Consider the following 17,551-nt stretch of genomic DNA (forward strand, 5'->3'; position numbering starts at 1 on the left):
ACACCTAACGGATTAAGTAGCTCACAACCTACCGTTTAATTACTCTGTATTATTGCAGATAACACAAAAGTTATTTGTTAATAGTGGCATTTTTCACAAATATATTTTGCTAGATAATCCTCCCCATCAAACGAAGCGCTCTTATTGCAGCCACAAACTGCCCCACTTTATCGCGCTCGATACTTAACACAGAATAGTAAGAGAGATGATTATGCCCTTAGCATTACTCGCATTGACGCTCAGCGCCTTTGCCATCGGAACCACAGAATTTGTCATCGTAGGCTTGATTCCTACCATGGCGAGCGACCTGAATGTATCACTGCCATCAGCTGGACTCTTAGTGAGTTTGTATGCGTTAGGCGTAGCGATTGGCGCACCAGTACTCACAGCTTTAACGGGAAAATGGAACCGTAAATTGGTGCTGTTAACCGTGATGTCTCTGTTTGTTGTCGGTAACTTATTGGCATGGCAGGCTCCGGGCTATAACACGCTAATCGCGGCACGTATTCTTACTGGCCTTGCTCATGGTGTGTTCTTCTCAATTGGGTCGACCATAGCGACAGGATTGGTCTCTAAAGACAAAGCAGCGAGCGCAATCGCGATCATGTTTACCGGTTTAACCGTCGCATTAGTAACGGGTGTGCCGCTGGGTACTTACATCGGCCAAACATTTGGCTGGCAAGCAACCTTCTTGATCGTTGCATTGCTTGGCCTTATCGCTCTGATTGGCAGCGCTATTTTAGTTCCGAGTAACCTTAAACAGCCACCAGCGGCTAAAATTTCAGCACAATTAAAGGTACTGACTCAGCCTCGCTTATTATTGGTTTACGCTATCACAGCGCTTGGTTACGGCGGCACATTTACAGCCTTTACCTTCCTTGCTCCAATACTTGAAAACGTGTCAGGGTTTGATTCAAGCTCTATCAGCTTAATCATGTTGGTTTACGGAGTTTCCGTCGCGGTAGGTAACATCTGGGGCGGTAAGATGGCCGATAAAATGGGCCCAATTAAAGCGCTGACAGTCATCTTCTCTGGTCTGGCAGCTATATTGGTGGTGTTCAACTTTACCGCAGTTAACCCATACGCATCAGTGGCGACCATTTTGGTTTGGGGTGCATTCGCATTTGGCAACGTACCGGGGCTACAAGTGTATGTTGTTAAACTGGCAGAGAAATACACACCAGACGCAGTAGATGTGGCATCTGGACTCAATATTGCCGCTTTCAACGTCGGTATCGCCATAGGCTCTTGGGGCGGAGGTTTGATTGTTGCAGAGTCAGGGCTAATGAACACCCCTTGGGTCGGTGCTGTGATTGTTTTAATTGCTCTTGGATTGACTCGATGCAGTGGTGCGTTGGATAAAAAGAAAGCTCAACAAGCTGTTCCATCTAACATCTAGCAAAAACAAAGCCCGAATCTAAGTTCGGGCTTTATCATTTAAATCTGATAATTAGGCGTTATCAATCGCTTTCAAAACTTTACACGGGTTACCGACTGCAACCACATTGTCTGGAATATCTTTGGTCACCACACTACCCGCACCGATCACACTGTTCTTACCAATGTTCACGCCAGGGCAAATGATCACACCTGCACCAATCCAAGCATTGTCACCAATCGAAATTGGAGTACCGAACTCTACACCTTCGTCAACACGACTCTTCACATCAAGCGGGTGTCCTGCTGTTAACACCTGAACATTAGGAGCGAACAGCACATTGTCGCCAATCGTTACTTCTGCGACATCTAGCACGACACAGTTGAAGTTGGCGTAAAAATTCTTACCCAGTTTGATGTTTGAACCGTAGTCGCAACGAAATGGCGGCTCTAAATAGGCACCTTCCGAATCAGGGATCAGCGTATCAATCGCCGTGCGCCACTCTTCTGTATCAGGGATACTATTGTTGAGTTTTTGTAGAACCTTACGACACTCGATTCGCTCGCCATACAGCTGCTCGTCCCATGCTAAATAAGGCTCACCAGCCAGCATTTTTTGTTTTTCTGTTTTCACGTTACTTACCTACTCTTTCACATTACTTACCTAATAATGGTCAACACATCGACCAAAAAACGCAATATCGCACATCTAATAAAACGGAGTAAGCAAGGTTTGAGCTCGATTTCAGAGATGTGTAGCCCATCACTTTTTGTAGGCTAAATATGAAATCGACTCTCTGTTAATTAAGCTTAAATACGCTGAACAACTGAATCACGAATCACTAAACTGCCCGTCGTACTCAAGGCTTGCGCTTGCTCAGTTTCACCGACAATTTGCAGAATCGCCTTTTGCGTCATTTGCTCTAATGGCACACTCACCGAGGTAAGGCTTGGTGTTAAAAACGCACCCACTTTACTGTTATCAAAACCCACGATAGAGATGTCTTTAGGCAATGAATAATCCAGCTCTGTTAACGCTTTAATCGCACCAATCGCCATGTCATCGTTTTCAGACAATATAGCCGTAAAGCTTGCTTTGCTTTCAACTAAAATTTGCGCGGCACGGTAGCCACTTTCCATCGTCCAATCGCCTTGAACAACGTTAGATTCGTTTAGCTTAATATCGTGCTTGGTGAGCACATCTTGATAGGCTTGATAACGCTGTTCATCGGTCGACGAGCCTGCTTTACCACGAATGACCGCAATCTCTATATGACCCTGCTCGATGATGTGTTCAACCATCAAACAAGCACTTTGGTAATGGTCTGTGGTGATTGCATGATTGGGCTTCGAAGGCATTTCTCGGTTGAGCACTAAAATCGGCGTATCAGTGCTTTCGATAATCTGCGCTATCTCACTTTCCGTTAAACATTGCGGATAAATGATGATGCCGGCGCATTTCATGTCGAGTAGGAAATTGATCGCCTTCCTTTCGTCTTCAGCACTGTGTTTACCATCGGTGATAACCAGTTGGTGATTCGATTTTTCGCTATAAGAAGCCGCGTGATACATCAAGGAAGAGAAGTAAGGGCCGTTGAACAGCTCATTGGTGATAACAAAGCCGATGAAGTTGGTCTTCTTGGTCGCCAATTGCTGAGCTAACAGGTTTGGTCGATAGCCCGTTTCTTGAATCGCATCAAAGACCTTTTTCACCACATCAGGGCGCACGATATTCTTGCCATTTAAGACACGAGAAACCGTCGACTTTGATACACCTGCGCGGTTCGCGACATCAAGCATTGTGACCATTTGCTTATTTTCCTCATATAAAAAATTAGCCGACATAAGCCGACTAATTTAATGCTAATTCATATTGCGTATAACTTTATATTGTTTGTAACTACGCAGCACAACGCATTCTAAATAGTGGCACCATTAGATGCAATCACACCTTTATACCACTCGAACGACTTCTTGCGTTTGCGCTCTAAAGAACCAGATTGATCGTTGTGCTTATCTACGTAAATGAATCCGTAGCGCTTTTTCATCTCACCTGTGGTGAACGACACCAAATCGATACAGCCCCAAGGGGTATAACCCATCAGGTCAACGCCATCAATCGCAACCGCTTTTTTCATCTCTTTAATGTGGTCGCCAAGGTAAGCAATGCGGTAGTCATCATTAATGCTGCCATCTTCCTCAATGGTATCGACCGCGCCAAAACCATTTTCAACGATGAACAATGGCACTTCATAACGCTCATAAAGAGAAGCTAAACAGAAACGTAAACCTGTTGGATCAATCGGCCAGCCCCAGTCGCTCGACTTAATAAACGGGTTATCAACCGAGTTTTGATGGCCGCCGTCCATAGCTTCTTCAGTCGATTGATGCGAAGAAGAATCCAGAGTATTCGACATGTAGTAACTAAAGCCTAAGTAATCGGCCTTACCTTCTTTTAGGATCTGCTCATCTTCAGGCTGCATTTCGATATTAAAGCCTTTGATAGCCCAATCACGCTTGGCGTAGCTTGGGTAGCGACCTCGAACCATCACATCTGAGAAGAAGTAACGATCACGCATCGCTTGCTGCGCTACCATGATGTCTTCGGGCTTTGAAGAACGAGGGTAGAAAGGCACCATCGCACACATTGCACCGATCTGAAGATCTGGGTTGATCTCGTGGCCTTTCTTAACCACCAATGCGCTTGCGACAAACTGGTGGTGGACCGCTTGATACATGGCTTCTTGCGGCTTTTCGTATTGTGGAAACTTCACGCCAGAGCATAACCAACCAAAGATGTCTGCCGAGGTGTTCATCTGGTTGTTGATCTCGTTAAACGTCATCCAGTACTTCACTTTGTGCTGGTAGCGTTCCATCACCGTAGTCGAATACTTAACAAAGAAGTCGATCACTTTACGGTTCATCCAGCCGCCGTATTCTTTGGCTAGATGGTAAGGCATTTCAAAGTGGCTCAGTGTCACTACTGGCTGAATATCGTATTTCAACAGCTCATCGAACAGGTCATCGTAAAACGCTAAACCCGCTTCACACGGCTCGGCTTCATCACCATTCGGGAAAATACGCGTCCAAGCAATACTGGTTCTAAAGCACTTGAAGCCCATCTCAGCGAATAACTTAATGTCTTCTTTGTAGCGATGGTAGAAATCAACCGCTACTTGGTTTGGGTAGTTTTCGCCGTCGATGACGCCATCGGTAATTCGACGTTGAACACCATGAGCACCAGCCGTTAACACATCGACCACACTCACACCTTTACCATTCGCATCCCAGCCGCCTTCTAGCTGATGCGCTGCAACCGCACCGCCCCATAAAAAATCGTTCGGAAATTCGTTGTTCATACCATTACTCGCTACAAGTTGTTCGTGAAAAGATCAGGATCAGAGAAGCGACTTCAACTCTGAAACCGATTTCAATAAAAGTAAAGATACAGACTGAAACCGGTTTCAACAATGCATTTTTGATCTTTTTTTGATCAGAGAGGGCTCTCACTACATTAGATAAACTTCAAATTCTCGTTTGACCCGTCTACAAGTGTAGGCTTTAGACTACGCGGCTTGCTTGTGGCATGACAAGCAATCCACAGGCTCAAATACGGCCTGTGAACCACGTAAAACTGTTAGATGAGGTAGAGATTATGGCTATTGGATTTGATTACGGAACCGCAAATTGTTCGGTTGCTCAGGTGGTGAATCAAGAGGTCAAACAGATCCCTTTAGTGGGCAATAACTACTACATCCCTTCAACATTGAGCGCGCCAACCGCAGAAACAGTTTCAGAGTATTTGTTTCGTTGTTTGGACATCAAACCGATTGGTGAAATCGGTGAAAGTGTTCTTAGTCGCGCAATGAAGATGAACCGTAATGAAGGCATTGAGGTTCAATCTGATGATGTACGTTTCGGGCAACCCGCGCTCGATCTTTACTTAGAAGACCCTAAAGAGATCTACTACGTTAAATCACCGAAATCGTTCCTTGGCACTATAGGGTTAAGGGATCTACAACTGTCATTTTTTGAAGATTTGGTCTGTGCCATGATGGCGAATGTGAAATGCCAAGCTGAGGCATCTATTCAACAAGATATCACTCAAGCGGTAATCGGTCGCCCGGTTAACTTTCAAGGCCGTGGTGGTGACGCATCCAACTTGCAAGCTCAAGGCATTCTAGAGAGAGCTGCCACTCGCGCTGGCTTCAAACAGGTTGAGTTTCAATTCGAACCTGTTGCGGCAGGGCTTGAATACGAATCAACGTTAACCGAAGAACAGAATGTGTTGGTCGTCGATATTGGTGGAGGCACCACCGATTGCTCGATGATACGTATGGGACCTAAATGGGTCGGAAAAGTTGAACGTTCTGAATCTTTACTTGGTCATACTGGCCAACTGATCGGCGGTAATGATCTGGATATTTTTGTCGCCTTTAAGAACTTTATGTCTGAGTTCGGTATTCACAGCTTACGCAAATCAGGCTTAGCAATTCCAATTACTCAGTTTTGGAACCCTATCGCCATCAATGATGTACAAGCTCAACGACGTTTCTACGGTAGCGATAACCTAATCGAGCTCAAGAGTTTAATGGGTGAATCTCTGGTGCCAGAGAAACTCGCTCGATTGATAAAGGTTCAACAGAACAGCTTAGGTTACGGCCTAATCAAAGAAGCCGAGAACGCAAAGATAGCATTGGGTGAACAAGCGCATTACGAGGCAAGTATCGACCTAAAAAATGAACTACTAACCATCCCAATGTTAAGCGAACATATGAAAGACGCCATTGCAGACCCAACTCGTAAAATACAAGCCTTAGTAAAAGAAGCTCTAGCCCAAAGCCAAACTAAGCCGGATGTGATTTACATGACGGGCGGTTCGGCTCGTTCACCTATTTTGCGTGACGCAATTCAATCAGTTGTACCGAGCACGCCTATCGTGGCAGGTAATTACTTTAGCTCAGTGACCGCAGGCTTGGCTCGTTGGGCAGACCTGCGTTTTAGATAACGACCTCGACTCGCTGTATCGCTGGCAAAATGAAAACCAGCGGCCTCTAGCAATGCCTTCATTGATTCTTCAATGGGGTATTGCTCGCTTACTACTCCCATCTATTGACCTGTCTACCAGTGTAGACCTTATGCTCTGCACTCACTTATCACGAGGTGTGTTATGTCTATCCATCGTTCCTTTGCAGTCCCTCAGCCGCTGCTTTCTTTTTTTAATGGACTATCCAATCCCGCAAAAGGAATTGCACTCGCTTTAATCTCAAACGCGCTGTTTATTTTAGTCGGCGTGATCGTGCGAGAGCTCAGCCAGACCATCGATATTTTCCAAATATTGCTATTCCGACAGCTGGTTTTTGTCACCCTACTGATACCCTCTATCGTCAGTAACATGGATGCGATGCTCAATCCTAAGATGGTGTCGATGCATGTATGGCGTGTCACCGGGGCATTCATCGCGCTCTACTTTAGCTTCTTAACCGTGAGTAACATCCCGTTTGCCGACGCAACGGCGTTAGGGTTTATAAAGGTATTATTTGTGGCAGTCATTTCCCGTCTGTTCCTACAAGAAAACGTAGGCTGGGCAAGAATGGCGACCATATTAGTGGGATTTACTGGGGTGATGTTGGTTGTGCAACCTACTCTAGAGAGCGAATCTCTGTTCTACGTTGGAACGGGCTTAGTGGCTGCGTTAGGCGCAGCAATTGCCGTTATCTGCGTAAGGAAAATGGCGAATGTAGAATCGAAAGTTGTGGTACTGGCTTATCAAGCGATCTTTGTTGGAGCCGTCGCACTTATCCCTGCGATCATTGAATGGCAATGGCCAACAGGGTCTGAACTGGCTTTATTGGTGTTGGTCGGCGTGATTTCTTCCATCGGCCAATGGTTTGGCGTCACTGCCTACAAGTGGGGAGAAGCGAACGTGGTATCGAATGTCGAATATTCACAGATGATCTACTCAATGATTCTTGGGTATCTGTTGTTCGCGGAATTACCAAACAGCTTGGCGTTAATTGGCGCGGCAGTGATCGTTTTCAGTGCGGTTATGCCCTTTGTAATCAAGCGAAAGAAAGCCCAGTAATTCACGACTTAAGGCCCCTACACATTTGATAGGGGCTATTTGTTATCCCAACATCAATGCTGCTCAAAATACTGGTCGTGTTGTGATTTACCAGACTGGTCTTGAGTTCCAGGATAGAACTGTACGAGTGTTTGATCGGCTAAAGTGAGGTGAATCCAACCTTCTTTGACTCTCAGCCAATTAGTACCGCTTGTCTCATAAACGCTAGGAAAACTGCCCCAGCCTGATTCTGATACTTGCAGTTCTTGGAAGCGATTAATCGGAGTGAGTTTGTTGCTGTTGAAGTCAGCATTGGTGTAAACCAGCAGAGGCTCGATAGCATCGGTTGGCTTAAACGTATAACAGCTGACAGACTCTGAAGTACGATCAAACCATTGGTAAGGCTGTGCACCAGTTAAATCATAAACGGTGCAGTCATTGAACTTAATCGCCCACTCTTGGTGAGCTTTAAAGCCGAGGTAGCCTATTGGCTGTGATGGTTCAGGCTTAGAGTCAGTCCCTGGCTCATAAACCGGTTCTGAGGTAGCACATCCCATAAGCCCAAGACTAAAAAGAAAAGTCACAGCACGCTTGATCATTGTAATACCTCAGTTCCGTTCGTAGATGAGTCACTCCATTAAGTCTCTACATTAAACGGTAAGTTCCAAGCGATTACCATCAGGATCGAGTACACAGCTCTCATAATAACCATCACCAGTTCTTCTTGGTCCATCTAAGCGCTCATAACCCTCTTCAACCAAGCGGCGAGTAAGCTCATCTACTGCCTGCTCCGACCCTAATGAAATAGCCATATGAATGAAGCCGGTGAATTGATCATAGATGTCATCTTTCGATTCAGGTACCGAGTCCATTTCCATGATCTCTAAACGGCTACCACTCTCAAAAGACAAGAAGTAAGACGAGAAGCCTTTGGTTGGGTTATGGTATTTCTGGTTAGATGTCGCACTAAAGTAATCTTCATAAAAGCGTTTAAGTACTTCGAGTTGTTTGGTCCAAATCGCGATATGTTCAATCTTCATTTTTATCACCTAATGTTTACGTATGACACTAGATTACTCGCCAAATAAGGAAGGATAAACAGAACAGAATTCATCAAAGATGTTCCTATTTAAGGAACGATTGAATTATCAAAATAACAACAATTAGCTGCACAGTATTAACATCTAAGTTTGTGTAATACATAGCTTTGATCCATAGTCGGGTTTTTACACAATCCGAGATTTACACTGTGAGCTTTTTAAAACTGATCATGCTAGCTGCAATATGGGGAGGCTCGTTCCTTTTCATGAGAATTGCGGCTAACCCTTTAGGCCCAGCAGTCCTAATTGAAGCGCGAGTTTTGTGCGCAGCAATCACCCTACTCTTGGTTTCTTTTTATCTGAAAAGGAAGCTCTCTTTTAATGCTCACGCTAAGCACTTTTTCATTCTTGGGTTGTTTAACACCGCGCTTCCTTTTCTATTTTTCGCTTATGCGGCTCAAACACTCAATGCGTCGACCCTTGCCATTCTTAACTCCACAGCGCCAATTTGGGCAGCGATCATCGGAGCGATTTGGACAAAAACAGCGCTTGAAAGCAAGGTATTACTCGGGTTAGGTATCGGCGTCACAGGCGTATGTGTGCTGGTCGGTTGGGATGCGATGAACATTGGGCAGGAAGCCATTGTTCCTATTTTTGCCGCAGTTATGGCGGCGTTTAGTTACGGTATCGCCTCTAACTACACCAAGACAGCTCCAAAAGTAGAAGCCTTCAATAACGCGCACGGCAGCATGTGGGCGGCAGTATTAATCGTATTGCCATTTGTGTTCTTCATTCCGATGAGAGAAGCCCCCGATCTCACGATTACCACGTCGGTCATCTTGTTGGGCGCTGTTTGTACTGGGCTAGCGTACCTACTTTATTTCAACCTCATCAATGAGCTTGGCGCACCTTCAGCACTATCAGTCACCTTCTTGATTCCAGTGTTTGGTATTCTTTGGGGGAACTTGTTCTTAGATGAAGCGATTGGTATCAACACCGTGGTTGGTTCCATTCTTGTTATCACAGGAACTATGTTGGTGACGGGCTTATCCCCAGCTCAGATGATCAAAAACGCACGTGAAAAGCGCCGACAAAAAGCGAGTTAGGCTCAAATCAATTCCGCCTTTAAAGCAATAAAAGTGGAACAATCAGATACAGAAACGGCCTCATTTTCGAGGCCGTCTTTATAAGTGTTGTCTAGAAATTTAACTGATTGCAGACTTGTTCATGTATTGTTGAATCTTGTTTCGCAGCCACTGGTGAGCCGAGTTCACATCGGTTCGTTTATGCCAAATCATATATTGCTGCATTGGCAGAATTTCAAACGGTTGATCTAGCACTTGCAGTTGGAAGGCTTCTGCAAATTGATTGGCAAAATCACGCGATGTACTGCCTACGCAATCTGAGCCCGACACCAATACACACATGGTCATCAGCGAGTCACACTCTGCGCTGACCTTACGTTGCTTGAGTGGCGACTTAGTGAAGTAATCCGCGGTATACAAGCGAGTACGACGCATCCTAAAAGTAACGTGCTTTTCGTTGTAATATTGTTCTTCGGTCACCGAGCCATTGATTCTGGGGTGTCCTTTTCTGGCAATGAGTACCAGTTCATCTTCAATTACTGGCTGCTTCATGTAGCCATTCACTTGCGGATAGTGAACATCAATGGCTAAATCCGCCTGCTGCATACTCAAGCTCTGCAATAACTCTTCTTCGTTATTCGGCACCATGTTGAACTCGATTGAGATATTACCCAGCGTATCATCTTGCTCGACAAGAGGTTGAAGCTTGGTGAGGCCAATCTCGTTAACCAGAATGCGAAACACATGATGCTGCTGAGTATCGAACTGCTTTAGGGTGCTGACTGCGTTAGTTATCCCCTCTAAGGCAGGTTCAACTCGGATTGCCAATTGCACCGCCGCATTGGTCGGAGTGATCCCGCGCCCTTCTCGAATAAAGAGATCTGTATCCAGTTGAGATTGCAGTCGCTTCAATGCACCGCTGACTCCGGGTTGAGTCATACCAAGGGATTCCGAGGCTAAGGTAATCGACTTTAATCGATACACTTCCAAGAACACGCTCAGTAAATTCAGGTCTAACTTTTCAACATCACTCACGGCTATCTCTCCATGTTCGCTTGAGGTCGTATCGAGCATACGACAAGGTTCGGTTTCAATAGGTCACTGATAAAGCGTACAACACATAACAGTTCGTGATGTGTTAAATAAAGCTTACTTTATTTTTTACTATATGTGTTAGTCATACAATTTCCTCATCGAAACGAAATTAGAATTGAAGAGGCGCTAATGACAACTTCACGTACTTTCAAGAACGCATCCCTGTTCCTTGCAATCTCTCTTGCATTCCCATCCATTGCAGCGAATCACGACCATGCACATTTTAGTGAAATTGGCGATCAAGGTGGCAAAGACGCGACCGAGATGACAGCAAAAGCCAACCAAGAATTTGCGAAAACGCTGAACTACTCAGACACGCGCGCCTTCGACAATAACAACAGAGGTCTGATCGCGAGCTTCGACCAAGAAACTGGCGATATCATCCGAAACAGCTTCAACTTTATCGAACCCAGTGTCACCAACGCCGACAAAGCACCAGACTCAGTCAACCCATCATTGTGGCGACAAGCGGTATTGAACCAAGCTGCCGAAGGCCTGTATGAGGTTGTCCCAGGTAAGGTTTACCAAGTTCGTGGTGCCGATTTAGCGTCTATCTCTTTTATCCGCAGTGACAACGGTTGGATCGCTTATGACGTTCTGCTCACTAAAGAGTCGGCGGAGAAATCGCTTAAGTTTTTCCAAAAGAATGTCCCTGACGGCGGTGACTTACCTATCGTCGCGATGATCTATTCTCACTCACACGCCGATCACTTTGGTGGAGCGAGAGCGATCAAAGAAGCGTATCCAGATGTAAAAGTGTATGGCTCTAAAAACATCACTAAAGAAATCGTAGATGAAAACGTATTAGCGGGTAACGCGATGTCTCGCCGTACCGCTTATCAATATGGCGCAACACTGAATCGCCATGAACACGGTATTGTGGATGCAGCACTCGCGAAAGGCTTGTCGACAGGTACCATCACTTACGTATTGCCGGATTACGAACTGAACCATAACGAAGAGATTGAAACGCTGGTTATCGACGGCTTAGAAATGCAATTCATGGATGCATCGGGCACTGAAGCCGCGTCTGAAATGGTGACGTATATACCAAGCATGAAAGCACTTTGGACGGGCGAACTGACTTATCAAGGCATGCACAACCTCTACACGCTACGTGGCGCAAAGGTGCGTGATGGCTTGAAGTGGTCTAAGAAGATCAACGAGATGTTGGTGACTTGGGGTGAAGAAACCGAGGTGCTGTTTGCTTCTCACTCATCGCCAATTTGGGGCGAGCAAGAGATCTCTGATTACCTAAAAATGCAGCGTGACGCGTACGGTTTTACTCACAACCAAACCCTTCGCTTGGCGAATAACGGCGTGGTTCTTCAAGACATTGGTGACGAGATCTACAAAGTAATGCCAGACAGCATTCAACAATCTTGGCACACCAATGGTTATCACGGCACTTATTCGCATAACGCTCGCGCGGTGTACAACATGTACCTTGGCTACTTCGATATGAACCCTGCGAACCTGAACCCGCTACAAATTCACCCGGAGTCGGTCAAATTTGTTGAATACATGGGTGGCAGCGATGCTGTGATTGAAAAAGCGCAGCAAGACTTTAAACAAGGTGAATACCGCTTTGTCGCAACGGCGTTGAACAAGGTTGTTCAAGCAGAGCCAGAAAATAAAGTCGCACGTGGCTTACTGGCCGATACTTACGAGCAACTGGGTTACCAATCTGAAGGTGCAGGTTGGAGAAACATCTACCTGACAGGGGCACAGGAGCTGCGTATCGGCACACAACCGGGCGCACCAAAAACGGCTTCTCCGGATGTATTAGCGAACATGACCATCGAAAACCTGCTGGATTACTTAGCAGTAAAAGTGGATTCATTGAAGGCACAAGACACGCCGTTCACCATGAACATTCAGCTGCCTGACGTGAAAGAGTTCTACTACGTAGAGATGTCGAACGGCAACCTAAACAACATTCAAGTGAGCGAACTGCAAGAGGCTGACACCACACTGATCATCAATAAATCAGACGTGTCTGACATCGTGTTGAAGAAAACGACACTCAATCAGCTTTTAGAAGAAGGACAAGCAGGCGTGAAAGGCGACAAGTCGTCTTTGAACAAGCTGTTGTCTTCACTAACAGAAGCCGACACCTCGTTTGAGATTGTCCCACGCCCGAATAAAGGCGAAGAAGTAGACGCTAAGCTATACCAAGATTCAGCTGTGCACGCTCATTAAACGCCCGATACATTAAACCTAATAAAAACAACAAGCAGTTAGCTAGAAAAAACGTTCTATAAAGAACATAAAAACAAGCCCCAACCTTCGGTCGGGGCTTTCTTGTGTATTGTGTCGTAGTTGGGTGATTTACTGCGTTTGACCGTTCACTTCACAGTCCCAATAAGATGGCGAACCATAATACTGAACAAAGTAATCGATAAAGACACGCACCTTAGGCGCAAGCAATTGAGCACTTGGGTATACCGCCCAAATTGCAGCCGCATCTTTCAACGGGTAATCCGGTAACACCTCAACCAATGTACCCTCAGCCAGCTGCTTGTAAGCAATCCATGACGCGCACATCGCAATCCCCAAACCATCAACACACACATCCCTTACCGCTTCACCATGATCGACACGAATCGCACCCTTTTTCTTGATGGTGACATCACCTTCGGGCGTATCAAATGTCCAACCTTCTAAACCGGTTTGATTGATACATTGATGCTGCTTTAGGTCTTCTGGCGTTTCCGGATAACCATGAGTAGCTAAGTATTCTGGCGACGCACACAAAATGCGTTTATCCGTAGAAAGCTTACGGGCGATCAGGCTTGAGTTTTGCAGCTCGGCATTACGGATCGCTACATCAAAGCCACCATCAACCAAGTCGACGATTGAATCACTCAGTGAAATATCGACCGACAAATCAGGATACTTAGCTAAAAAGCCTTTCAACGCGGGCATAACATGCATTCGACCAAACGATGACGGAGCCGATATTCGTAATACACCTTTTGGCAGTTCGTTACCGGTTCCGACAGACGCAACACCCGCCTCCACACTCAACAAAATTTGTTTAGCGTGAGGGAGAAATGCCATGCCCTCTTCAGTAAGAGACACCTTTCGCGTGGTGCGATGCACGAGACGAGCACCAAGGCTCTCTTCCAGCTTACCAATATGAATACTGGCAACCGGAGGCGACAACCCCAGTTCTTGTCCGGCTTGACTGATATTGTGCGTAGATGCGAGTCGCACAAACAATTTTAGATGTTCAATATTCATCAATATTTATTAGCCTGCGCTGAGTGTACACTGCTTATTGGCAGCAGCGGCACGAGGAATAATGTGAGTTTTAATATAGGCATTAAGCTTAAACCATGCAAAAGCGCCCGCTAAAACATTGGCGATGGTCGCAGCAATAACCGCATTGATCATATCTCCGGTTAGCGCCCCTAGCCATATTGCCGGAATGTAGAACACAAACAGGCGAGAGAAGGACACATTCAACGCTTTGCGAGGCACTCCCAATGCGTTAAACACCGAAGCCACCAACATACAAAGCCCCAATGGTCCATAGCTAAATGGTATGAACAACAAAGTCACCTCAAACCAACTTCGAATGCTCTGTTCTTCTGAAATCACAGGAATAATCCAGCCACTAAAAATGGCTAATAGTGCCGCCATCGCGGTGTGGAAAATCAATAGGAACTTCGCAGTAGTATTTAATAACTCAGGGATTTTACATCGCTGCTGCGCACCTAAGTAACGCCCTATCATAGGGGGAATCGACATGGTCAGAGCAAGTGAAAACACCAACATGAAGCTCTCAACACGTGCTAACAGGCTCCAAAAAGCCATCTCACTTGTGCCGATTCGAGCAATCAAAAGCACAGAAACGAACGCGCTTACCGCGGGTAGAATCTGATTCGCTGTAGTAGGAATGACCGTCTTAATTAACTCGAAGCTATAACCTCTGATCTGGTCATTACACGCACCATTAAAGCCAAACCACCCTTTACCTCGTGATTTAACCAACATGTAAATCGCACCGAATGCGTAACCAATGCTGGACGCAATCGCTGCGCCTGCAATGCCCATATCCAAGCCAAAGATCAGAATAGGGTCGAGAATCAGGTTGATCACACTCGCTGCCAAAAACATGCTGCCTGTCGTTTTGGTATCACCGTTTGCTCGATAAACACAGGTTGCCAAATAAAGCGCAGCGACAGTCAGTGCACTGAACAACCATAGCGGCCAATACACATTAAAAATCGACAACATAGATTGGTATTGCGCCTCAGACACATCATTGACAAACGATGCAAAAACAGAGTCGCTAAAAACCACTAACCCGACGCAAATCAAAGCAATGATTGTGACACCAAAGCCAACCGATAGCGTGGCGATTGAGGTCGATTTTCGTTGCTCTTTTGCACCCACCGCCTGAGAAATAATAGACGTCGCTGCCACACCAATGCCCACTTGAACACCCGTAAATGCCGCCTGAAATGGCAAGGTAATACCATGAACCGCCAGCTCATTCACCCCAAGTTGACCGATAAAAATCGAGTCGACCAGTTGCACCATCATGATCGCAAACACACCCAGCGTCAGGGGCAGCGTTTTATCAATAATGGTTTTCAAAGTCGCGGATCGCATCAACATAGGTCGGTTCACTCTCATCTGTTGTGTGGGGCATTAATGGCCTAGTTGAGCAGTATACGAAGCGAGAGTGAAATGATAAGAGCGCTAAAAGCTGAATGAGTTTTTAGTTTTCGTTAACAATCGAATTGGTAAGCACAATCAAAACAACAAGTCTCATTTAACACATTGAATTTATTTAATTTAGCAACAAAAAGAACACTCTTAATAATTCGTTAATAGTGTTTCGTTTAATGGTTAATTGTTGGTTTGAGCATTCCTAGCTAGCCTGAATTTAGGCCGCATTCACCACCGAATAGGCTGAAATGAAATCTTTCAGAAGGAATATGGAAATGGCATATCAAGGTTATACAACGTTTAAAGCTCAAGCCGAAGATGGGATTCTTACCGTCACTTTTGACTTCGGTACTGTGAATGTTCAAGGGCAAGAGATGCTTGCCGATTTAAATGGCTTAGCAATGAGACTGGAACGCGACCGTGACATCAAGGTTGTGGTATTCCAATCAGCAAACCCTGAGATTTGGGTCTGTCACTACGACACCAATTTATTAAAAGACATGTCGACAGAAGCTGTGTCTCGTGAAGAAGCAAAACTGCTCGACCTGCAATCTGTATTAGAGCGCATCAGCAAACTACCGCAAGCCACCATTGCCAAGCTTGAAGGGTTCGCTCGAGGTGGAGGCCATGAATTTGCACTGGCGTGTGACATGCGATTCGCCGCTCGCGGTAAGTATAAATTCATGCAAATGGAAGTGGGCATGGGCATCCTTCCTTGTGGCGGTGGCGCATCACGAATGGCTCGCCAAGTTGGTTTAGGTCGCGCACTCGAAATCATCCTAAGTGCTCGAGATTTTGATGCAGATGAAGCGGAAGCGTACGGCACCATCAACAAGGCTTTAGAGCCAGATGAGATCGGTGAATACGTTGACACGCTAGCGAAGCGAATTTCAAAATTCCCAGCAGAATCGATCAACGCATGTAAGCAAGCGGTGTACGAATCTATCGACAAACCTATCGAAGAAGCACTAAAAGCGGAAGCATACTGGCTGTACCAAGCAACCAGCAAAACCCCTGCGGTTAAGCGTTTCCAAATTGCCGATGAACAAGGTTTAGAGCACGATATCGAAAACCAACGTAACTGGGAAACTCTGGTTATGAACGTTCAAGACATCAAATAGCTCGTTCACTTCTCTTATTTGGGTCAGCCAAAATCTGACCCATTTATCTTCAAATTAGCCATTTTTTGTCCCATAGACTCACATTTGAGTCTTCAGCCTGTGAGCCAAATGCAACTATGTGTCATTAATCTTTGTTATAACGTTGTTCAAACTATTTTTTGAAGGATCAAAAATGCAAAAAATAATTCTGATCACAGGAGCCACAGATGGCATTGGTTTAGAGACCGCAAAAGCGCTGACTCAGCAAGGACACCACGTTCTCATTCATGGCCGCAACCCAGCCAAAGTCCACAAAGTCGTGACGGCTTTATCTCGCCTGTCTAAGAACGCCATCATCGAAAGCTACGTCGCCGACCTATCGACGCTCTCCGATGTTGATAAGCTCGCGACCCAAATCAAAAGCAACCATAAGCGACTCGATATACTCATCAACAACGCTGGCGTCTACAAGGTGTCGGACGTCACCACTCCTGATAATCTTGATGTGCGTTTTGTGGTGAACACTATTGCGCCCTATCTTCTGACCCAGAAGCTGCTCCCTCTTTTTGATACGACAGGTCGAATCGTGAACCTATCTTCAGCAGCGCAATCATCCGTAGATTTAGACGCACTTACCAGCCCAAACGCAGGCGAACTGGATGGTCCGGTTTACGCACAAAGTAAGCTTGCGCTAACGATGTGGTCTATTGAATTAGCCAACTCCTTATCGAAAGAGGGCACTTCGGTTATTCCTGTCAATCCAGCCTCTTTTCTCGGCAGCAAGCTAGTAAAAGATGCTTATGGCGTTGATGGTAACGACCTGGCGATTGGTGCGGATATCCTCTGTCGTGCCGCACTGTCAGAAGAATTTGCTAACGCTTCTGGGAAATATTTTGATAATGATTCAGGGTTATTCAAAGACCCTCACGCGGATGCATTAGACCCTACCAAAAACCGACAACTGGTCGCGGTGCTTGACCAGTTACTCGAAGAGAAGTTGTGCGTAGCGCACTCATAAATCGACGCTAACACGTTCATAGATAGCCCCCAACAAATAGCCGCGAACATCACCTAATCCGAGCACACAGTTTTTCCATTTCAATAAAG

The 17,551-nt window shown here is 45.7% G+C and carries 15 protein-coding genes; 7 read left to right on the top strand and 8 right to left on the bottom strand.

Annotated features, from left to right (window positions below):
- Positions 1-211: 211 nt before the first annotated feature.
- Entirely contained in the window at positions 212-1,399 is a 1,188-nt protein-coding gene (locus tag L1D37_RS08060) for an MFS transporter (protein ID WP_239847513.1), read from the top strand.
- A 51-nt stretch (positions 1,400-1,450) separates the two neighbouring features.
- On the opposite strand, the gene L1D37_RS08065 is transcribed toward L1D37_RS08060, so the two are convergent.
- From L1D37_RS08065 to L1D37_RS08075, 3 genes are all read right to left on the bottom strand, one after another.
- Entirely contained in the window at positions 1,451-2,011 is a 561-nt protein-coding gene (locus L1D37_RS08065; protein WP_239847514.1) for a sugar O-acetyltransferase, read from the bottom strand.
- A 176-nt stretch (positions 2,012-2,187) separates the two neighbouring features.
- Complete coding sequence (locus tag L1D37_RS08070) at positions 2,188-3,186, bottom strand: LacI family DNA-binding transcriptional regulator (protein WP_239847515.1); 999 nt, start codon at positions 3,184-3,186, stop codon at positions 2,188-2,190.
- A 110-nt stretch (positions 3,187-3,296) separates the two neighbouring features.
- On the bottom strand, positions 3,297-4,736 hold the full coding sequence (locus tag L1D37_RS08075) for a 6-phospho-beta-glucosidase (RefSeq protein ID WP_239847516.1): 1,440 nt from the start codon (positions 4,734-4,736) through the stop codon (positions 3,297-3,299).
- 296 nt (positions 4,737-5,032) lie between these two features.
- Here L1D37_RS08075 and yegD point away from each other — a divergent pair, with 296 nt between their 5' ends.
- Positions 5,033-6,385: a molecular chaperone gene (gene yegD / locus L1D37_RS08080; protein WP_239847517.1), complete on the top strand. Its 1,353-nt coding sequence runs from the start codon at positions 5,033-5,035 to the stop codon at positions 6,383-6,385.
- A gap of 162 nt (positions 6,386-6,547) precedes the next feature.
- A complete protein-coding gene (locus L1D37_RS08085; RefSeq protein WP_239847518.1) occupies positions 6,548-7,462 on the top strand; it encodes a DMT family transporter in 915 nt (304 codons plus the stop codon).
- Positions 7,463-7,515: 53 nt separating this feature from the next.
- Here L1D37_RS08085 and L1D37_RS08090 read toward each other — a convergent pair whose 3' ends face one another.
- Both L1D37_RS08090 and L1D37_RS08095 read right to left on the bottom strand, forming a co-directional pair.
- Positions 7,516-8,040, bottom strand: coding sequence for a hypothetical protein (locus tag L1D37_RS08090; RefSeq protein WP_239847519.1), 525 nt, complete (start codon positions 8,038-8,040; stop codon positions 7,516-7,518).
- A 51-nt stretch (positions 8,041-8,091) separates the two neighbouring features.
- A complete protein-coding gene (locus L1D37_RS08095) occupies positions 8,092-8,481 on the bottom strand; it encodes a VOC family protein (protein ID WP_239847520.1) in 390 nt (129 codons plus the stop codon).
- A gap of 209 nt (positions 8,482-8,690) precedes the next feature.
- Between L1D37_RS08095 and L1D37_RS08100 the strand changes: the two genes are divergently transcribed.
- Entirely contained in the window at positions 8,691-9,587 is an 897-nt protein-coding gene (locus L1D37_RS08100; RefSeq protein ID WP_239847521.1) for a DMT family transporter, read from the top strand.
- Between the two features lie 99 nt (positions 9,588-9,686).
- On the opposite strand, the gene L1D37_RS08105 is transcribed toward L1D37_RS08100, so the two are convergent.
- Positions 9,687-10,601, bottom strand: coding sequence for a LysR family transcriptional regulator (locus L1D37_RS08105; protein ID WP_239847522.1), 915 nt, complete (start codon positions 10,599-10,601; stop codon positions 9,687-9,689).
- Between the two features lie 189 nt (positions 10,602-10,790).
- Between L1D37_RS08105 and L1D37_RS08110 the strand changes: the two genes are divergently transcribed.
- Positions 10,791-12,863 carry an alkyl sulfatase dimerization domain-containing protein gene (locus L1D37_RS08110; RefSeq protein WP_239847523.1) on the top strand — a complete coding sequence of 691 codons (2,073 nt, stop codon included), beginning with the start codon at positions 10,791-10,793 and terminating at the stop codon, positions 12,861-12,863.
- A gap of 129 nt (positions 12,864-12,992) precedes the next feature.
- On the opposite strand, the gene L1D37_RS08115 is transcribed toward L1D37_RS08110, so the two are convergent.
- On the bottom strand, positions 12,993-13,907 hold the full coding sequence (locus tag L1D37_RS08115) for a LysR family transcriptional regulator (RefSeq protein ID WP_239847524.1): 915 nt from the start codon (positions 13,905-13,907) through the stop codon (positions 12,993-12,995).
- A 9-nt stretch (positions 13,908-13,916) separates the two neighbouring features.
- Positions 13,917-15,290 carry an MATE family efflux transporter gene (locus L1D37_RS08120; RefSeq protein WP_239847525.1) on the bottom strand — a complete coding sequence of 458 codons (1,374 nt, stop codon included), beginning with the start codon at positions 15,288-15,290 and terminating at the stop codon, positions 13,917-13,919.
- Between the two features lie 329 nt (positions 15,291-15,619).
- On the opposite strand from L1D37_RS08120, the gene L1D37_RS08125 reads away from it, so the two are divergent.
- Positions 15,620-16,465, top strand: a complete 846-nt coding sequence (locus L1D37_RS08125; RefSeq protein ID WP_239847526.1) for an enoyl-CoA hydratase/isomerase family protein — start codon at positions 15,620-15,622, stop codon at positions 16,463-16,465.
- Between the two features lie 172 nt (positions 16,466-16,637).
- The gene (locus tag L1D37_RS08130; protein WP_239847527.1) at positions 16,638-17,462 is read left to right on the top strand and encodes an SDR family NAD(P)-dependent oxidoreductase; all 825 of its coding nucleotides are present in this window, start codon (positions 16,638-16,640) and stop codon (positions 17,460-17,462) included.
- The last annotated feature ends 89 nt before the right edge of the window (positions 17,463-17,551 follow it).

It is taken from the genome of Vibrio sp. Isolate33 (genome assembly GCF_022397895.1).
Taxonomy (GTDB): domain Bacteria; phylum Pseudomonadota; class Gammaproteobacteria; order Enterobacterales; family Vibrionaceae; genus Vibrio; species Vibrio pomeroyi.

Bases quoted from the DNA above. Each gene is read 5' to 3' on its own strand.
- L1D37_RS08060 (WP_239847513.1), top strand. From the start codon at position 212: ATGCCCTTAGCATTACTCGCATTGACGCTCAGCGCCTTTGCCATCGGA.
- L1D37_RS08070 (WP_239847515.1), bottom strand. From the start codon at position 3,186: ATGGTCACAATGCTTGATGTCGCGAACCGCGCAGGTGTATCAAAGTCG.
- L1D37_RS08075 (WP_239847516.1), bottom strand. From the start codon at position 4,736: ATGAACAACGAATTTCCGAACGATTTTTTATGGGGCGGTGCGGTTGCA.
- yegD (WP_239847517.1), top strand. From the start codon at position 5,033: ATGGCTATTGGATTTGATTACGGAACCGCAAATTGTTCGGTTGCTCAG.
- L1D37_RS08085 (WP_239847518.1), top strand. From the start codon at position 6,548: ATGTCTATCCATCGTTCCTTTGCAGTCCCTCAGCCGCTGCTTTCTTTT.
- L1D37_RS08090 (WP_239847519.1), bottom strand. From the start codon at position 8,040: ATGATCAAGCGTGCTGTGACTTTTCTTTTTAGTCTTGGGCTTATGGGA.
- L1D37_RS08095 (WP_239847520.1), bottom strand. From the start codon at position 8,481: ATGAAGATTGAACATATCGCGATTTGGACCAAACAACTCGAAGTACTT.
- L1D37_RS08110 (WP_239847523.1), top strand. From the start codon at position 10,791: ATGACAACTTCACGTACTTTCAAGAACGCATCCCTGTTCCTTGCAATC.
- L1D37_RS08115 (WP_239847524.1), bottom strand. From the start codon at position 13,907: ATGAATATTGAACATCTAAAATTGTTTGTGCGACTCGCATCTACGCAC.
- L1D37_RS08120 (WP_239847525.1), bottom strand. From the start codon at position 15,290: ATGTTGATGCGATCCGCGACTTTGAAAACCATTATTGATAAAACGCTG.
- L1D37_RS08125 (WP_239847526.1), top strand. From the start codon at position 15,620: ATGGCATATCAAGGTTATACAACGTTTAAAGCTCAAGCCGAAGATGGG.
- L1D37_RS08130 (WP_239847527.1), top strand. From the start codon at position 16,638: ATGCAAAAAATAATTCTGATCACAGGAGCCACAGATGGCATTGGTTTA.